At 64.3% G+C, this 4813-nt stretch carries 3 protein-coding genes and 2 pseudogenes; 1 reads left to right on the top strand and 4 read right to left on the bottom strand.

Going from position 1 to position 4813, the window contains the following annotated elements:
- Positions 1-1392, top strand: a 1392-nt coding sequence (locus tag BLW43_RS22320) for an IS1634 family transposase (protein ID WP_093257076.1), incomplete at its 5' end; no start/stop codon positions are given.
- Between the two features lie 454 nt (positions 1393-1846).
- Here the strand turns inward: BLW43_RS22320 and BLW43_RS22315 are convergent.
- The 4 genes and pseudogenes from BLW43_RS22315 to BLW43_RS24690 form a co-directional block, all read right to left on the bottom strand.
- Positions 1847-2326: a hypothetical protein gene (locus BLW43_RS22315; protein WP_093257073.1), complete on the bottom strand. Its 480-nt coding sequence runs from the start codon at positions 2324-2326 to the stop codon at positions 1847-1849.
- Between the two features lie 280 nt (positions 2327-2606).
- Positions 2607-3095, bottom strand: a complete 489-nt coding sequence (locus BLW43_RS22310; protein ID WP_093257070.1) for a cupredoxin domain-containing protein — start codon at positions 3093-3095, stop codon at positions 2607-2609.
- A 462-nt stretch (positions 3096-3557) separates the two neighbouring features.
- Positions 3558-4501: pseudogene (locus tag BLW43_RS22305) on the bottom strand (IS1595 family transposase).
- A 177-nt stretch (positions 4502-4678) separates the two neighbouring features.
- Positions 4679-4813, bottom strand: a pseudogene (locus BLW43_RS24690) (ATP-binding cassette domain-containing protein); the annotation flags it as partial.

Genomic DNA, 4813 nt, shown 5'->3' with positions numbered 1-4813 from the left:
GACCGCGCGCTGAGCCGTGCGCTGCGCTCGGGCAAGCGCGAGATCGACGTCGAAGCGTTGGTGCGCGCCATGGTGTTCAACCGGCTGTGCGATCCCACGAGCAAGCTCGGCTGCCTGCGCTGGCTGGAGACCGTCGCCCTGCCGGCGGCGCCGGAGGGCGTCACCCACCAGCATCTGCTGCGCGCCATGGACGCGCTGAGCGATCACGCCGAGCGGGTCGAGATGGAGCTGGCCAGGCAGATCCGGCCGCTGGTCGACCACGATCTCGCCGTCGTCTTCTACGACCTGACCACCGTGCGCATCCACGGCGAGGGGGCGGTCGAGGACGACCTCCGCGCGTACGGCATGAACAAGGAGCTGGGCGGGGTCGCGCGGCAGTTCGTGCTCGGCGTCGTGCAGACCGCCGAGGGCCTGCCGCTGATGCACACCGTCCACCCCGGCAATGTGGCCGAGACCAAGACCCTGCAGGCGATGCTCTCCACCGTGCTGCAGCGCTTCCCGGTCCAGCGCGTGATCCTCGTCGCCGACCGCGGCCTGCTCAGCCTCGACAACATCGGCGCGCTGACCGCGCTCGCCGACCAGGGCGGGCGCAGGCTGGAGTTCATCCTCGCCGTCCCCGCCCGGCGCTATGGCGAGCTGGTCGAGACCTTCCGCGACATCGCCTTCGACGCGGACGGGCTGGCGGAGGCCGCCTTCGCCGGCCATCGGCTGATCGTCGCGCACGATCCCCTGCGCGCCGCCGAGCAGGGCGACCGCCGCCGCGCCCGCATCGCCGAGCTCGAGGCCATGGCCGAGACGATGGTCACGAAGCTCGACGCGCAGGACGCGGCGCGCGAGGCGGATGTCAAGGCCGCCCGCGGCCGCCGGGCGTCGGACCGCGGCGCCTACAGCCGCTTCACCCGCGCCGTCGCCGAGGCCGAACTCACCCGCTTCCTCAAGGCCGACTTCGCAGCCGACCGCTTCAGCTGGTCGGTGGACGCCGACGCCCTCGCTGAAGCCGAACTCTTCGACGGCAAGCTCGCGCTGCTGACCAACGCCCCCGACCTGACGCCTGCCGACGCAGTCGCCCGCTACAAGGCGCTGGCCGACATTGAGCGCGGCTTCCGCGTCCTCAAATCCGACATCGAGATCGCGCCAGTCCACCACCGGCTGCCCGACCGCATCCGCGCCCATGCGCTGATCTGCTTCTTGGCCCTCGTGCTCTATCGCGTCATGCGCATGCGTCTGAAGGCGAAGGGCCACAGCGCCAGTCCCCGCACCGCCCTCGACATGCTCGCCCGCATCCAGCGCCATCACGCGCGGATCGCGGACCGAAAGCTGGAGGGCGTCACCACCCCGAACCCCGAGCAACTGGAACTCTTCGAAACCCTGAACCTGCCAAAACCAGCCTGACCAAGCCCGTGTAGTTACATTTTGGCCCATCTGGCCATAACAATATCAATCGCTTACGCGTTTTGCTGTCGAAGTTGGGGGGTCACCCTCGGCCGACCGCCCCACCGGGGAGGCTGCGGGTTAAGGGCTCCGGCCAGTTGCAGGTAAGATTGACGAGGGCGATATCCGGCCGGTCGCGCCAACTTCGGCTCCATCATCAACAGCTTCCAGTCATCACTTCGACGTGTAGCTGTGTTTCATCCGGAGCTGCTTTGGAACTTCGGCTTGGGTGTTCCCAAATGGTCTAAAAGATCATGTTACATGCGCACGTATTAGTGGAACATGATCCAGCTTTTGGTCGATGCTGTGCTATCGTTCCGCAGAATTTAGCGACCCTGTCAGCAAACAGTAATACCGCATCGCAGACACCGCGAAGGATGTCGCGCCGCTTCTCTTGAAGCGGCGCGACACGCGCTCAGACGCCGGGAATGCCTGCACCGATCCTTGCTTGAATGTCGTCAAGGACGTCGTCGATGGTTTCGTCGGTCTCAGTGGCCTTGGACCAGAACCCTGCCACCGCGCTGGGGTTGGAGGCAGCATCGAACGTGTCCGACATCATTGACCGGCCGACGGACACCAGCTCAGACCAGCTTTCCTCGAAGGCGCCTAGCGCTTCGGATTCTTCGTCCGTCAGCGGCACGGAGCGCAGGTATGAGACGTAGCCGGCCACCTGCTCGATGTCCTCCTCGAACTCCTCGGCAATCAGCGCGCGGGTGGACTCCATCGACGGCGGCATCAGCGCATGCGCCGAGGCAGCAAGCGAGAGCTCGGCGATATTGGCCTCGAGCTTGGAAAAGGCCGCGTACTTCTTGACGTCCCCGACACTTACGGCCTGCGCCAAGGCGCCGCTCGCTACCACCGCGCCAGCCAAGCTGAGGGCTGCAAAGGTTTTCATATGTTTCTCCCTGTCGTTTGCAACTGATTGGTCTCTTCATGCGTGGAGATTAGGCTGCTTGAGCCACCTGGCAAGCGCCGGACGCCGGGCTCTCATCCTTTGAGAGATCGTTCCGCCGCCGCCGGCAGGCTGACAGCCCTGCACTCAGCGCCAGAATAGCCAGTGCAACGAAATGGCCATGGATCGGCGGGGGGTTCCGACGCCGATCCGCACCATAACTCTTTGATTACAGAAAGATGGAATACGTCATTCTCCAGCGCCTTTCCGCACTCGGAGCGCTTCAAGGCCGGGGCAGCACTACCAGTTGGGCAGTCATGCTCGGCGCTCGGCCGGGGGTGACGATGTCGAACAGCCCCGCCTTGTCGGCTGTGAAGTCGACACGGGTTATCTCGCCGCGCGCCACATCGAACTTCAGGCCGTAGCCAGGGATCTCGGTCGGGTGCAGGTCGCCGTTGATCCCAAAGAACTCCAGCCGGACGCGTTCTCCCTGGTACGCGTAGACCACGCCTGGCGACCATTGATACACGCGAGCGTACCATTCGCCATCCTCGTTGGGCGGCTCGAGGCGGTAGCCGCCGCCGGCCATCAGGTCAGGATACTTCTCAAGGGTGTCAGGATAGGGCGTCTTGTCAACGGGGCGCAGCACCTTCAGTTCGTTGGAGGCGATGACGATGGTGCGGTCCAGTATCGGCTCCTCGGCGATGGAGGCCGAGGCGGCGATAGTTGCCGAAAAGAGGGCGGATGCAAGAAGCGTGGATGGGGATTTCATCGGCGGTCTCCTTTGAGGGGCGCCTACTGAAGCGCGACTTCACCGGATTTGACCGGGCCGGCGCCCGTCTGTCCACCGCGACGCTGGCGACTCTCAATTTATGAGGTTGAGTTGGCGCGGGGCGCCAAAGCCGATCTCCGCCATGCATTCCTGATGCTATGAAGAATTAGAGGATCACTCTGCGGCGCCTGTTCACACTTCACCCGCCGCGCCGGCGCCGCCTTGCCGTACGCGAGCACCGCGCGGCAAGGTATATCCCTCAGCGGGACCGTGCGGGCGATGTTCTTTGAGACGGTGAAATTAAGTTAGTGGCTTATCCCGCTGAGTAAGGTCGTCCCACATTTGGTGCGGACAAGTATGGCCCCGTGAGCGTCTTCGTCCGGGTATCATGGTGGCCTCGGCGCCAAGCGCAATGCCCCTGATCAAGGGATCGGGGTTGCCGGGCTCTTCCAACGCTCATGATCAGGCGCGTTGCGCAACGAAGTCCCGATAGGTTGCGGGATTTTCGCGACAGCGATGCCGAGGATCGTTTCGAAGGCCGCGCGCATCCGTCGTCGTCGGTTCCAGCGGAACACGAACTCGTCGAGGTAGCGTTGGAGATGCTTGCGCCGGAGACCATGAAGCACACCCATCGCCCAGCGTTTCAGGTTCGAGAAGACGCGGTGGATCCAGGGTAGCAGGACGTGGGCGGCCATCGTGCCGACGACCTTGCGATCATGCTGTTCGGGCGGGATCCAGTTGTAACCCTTCCACCCGTCGGTGGTGTAGATCGCGCCAGGTTCCACGACCTTGCTGGCGAAAGCCTTCAACTCTTCGCCGGATGAATCCGGTATGTGCTTGAGTCGGATGCGCCTCGGATGGCCCTCATCGGAAAGCTCAATCGCCCCTACAATCAACATCTTGCCGATGGGGCTGCGGCCCTGGCCGCCGGCGACGGGATCCGACTTCCTGCGGAAGGGCATGGTTGTCTCGTCCACCTCCACGAAGCCTTGGAGCAGGCCCCGGTCAGGGTCGACCATGGCCCGCCGGAGCTTGTGGAGCATCAGCCAGGCGGTCTTGTAGGAGCCAAGGTCGAGCTGAGCTTGAAGCTGGAGCGCCGAGATCCCGTTCGAGTGGCTCGTGACGATGTGCGCCGCGAGGAACCAGACCCGCAACGGCAGGTGGCTGCGATGCATGACCGTGCCGGCCGTCACCGAGGTCTGCCGACCGCACCCCGAGCACTCCCAGGTGTGCGGCTTCGAGCGCAGCGCCCAGAACTTTGCGCCTGCAAAATTGGGATCCGGGCAGGCGAAGCCGTCAGGCCATCGCTTCGCGGCGAGGCGCCGCGCGCATGCGTCGTCGTCCGGGAACCGGGCTTCGAACTCGGTCCGAGACATGGGGCGATCGTGCTTCCAGCGGCTTGCCATGCGCAACGCCATGTCGGAACAAACCATGATCGTCAATCATGGAATGTCTACATTTTGAGGAACCTGCCTCAACGGGATAAGCCACTTAAGTTAAAGTCCGCAGCTATGGCACACCACCCCGAGTTACGGCAGCGCCTCCCACACGGCATACTTGCAGAAGGCAATGGAGCAAAACTGCGTGTCGAGCCAACTGTTCACGCTGTAGGATAACGTTGGTTTGCCGGCCCCGTTCACCCCCAGCAGCGCCGTGAACGCGCCGCGCGGGGCGCTGAACGAGACGTCGTCCAGCGCCCGCGTCCGGCCGAAGGCGTG

The organism is Rubrimonas cliftonensis (assembly GCF_900107585.1).
GTDB classification, from domain to species: Bacteria; Pseudomonadota; Alphaproteobacteria; order Rhodobacterales; family Rhodobacteraceae; genus Rubrimonas; species Rubrimonas cliftonensis.
Note: the sequence above shows the minus strand (reverse complement) of the source record. Positions and strands in the feature narration are given on the sequence as shown.

What these genes read in the sequence shown, in the direction of transcription:
- BLW43_RS22315 (WP_093257073.1), bottom strand. Translation starts at nt 2,326, where the DNA reads ATGAAAACCTTTGCAGCCCTCAGCTTGGCTGGCGCGGTGGTAGCGAGC.
- BLW43_RS22310 (WP_093257070.1), bottom strand. Translation starts at nt 3,095, where the DNA reads ATGAAATCCCCATCCACGCTTCTTGCATCCGCCCTCTTTTCGGCAACT.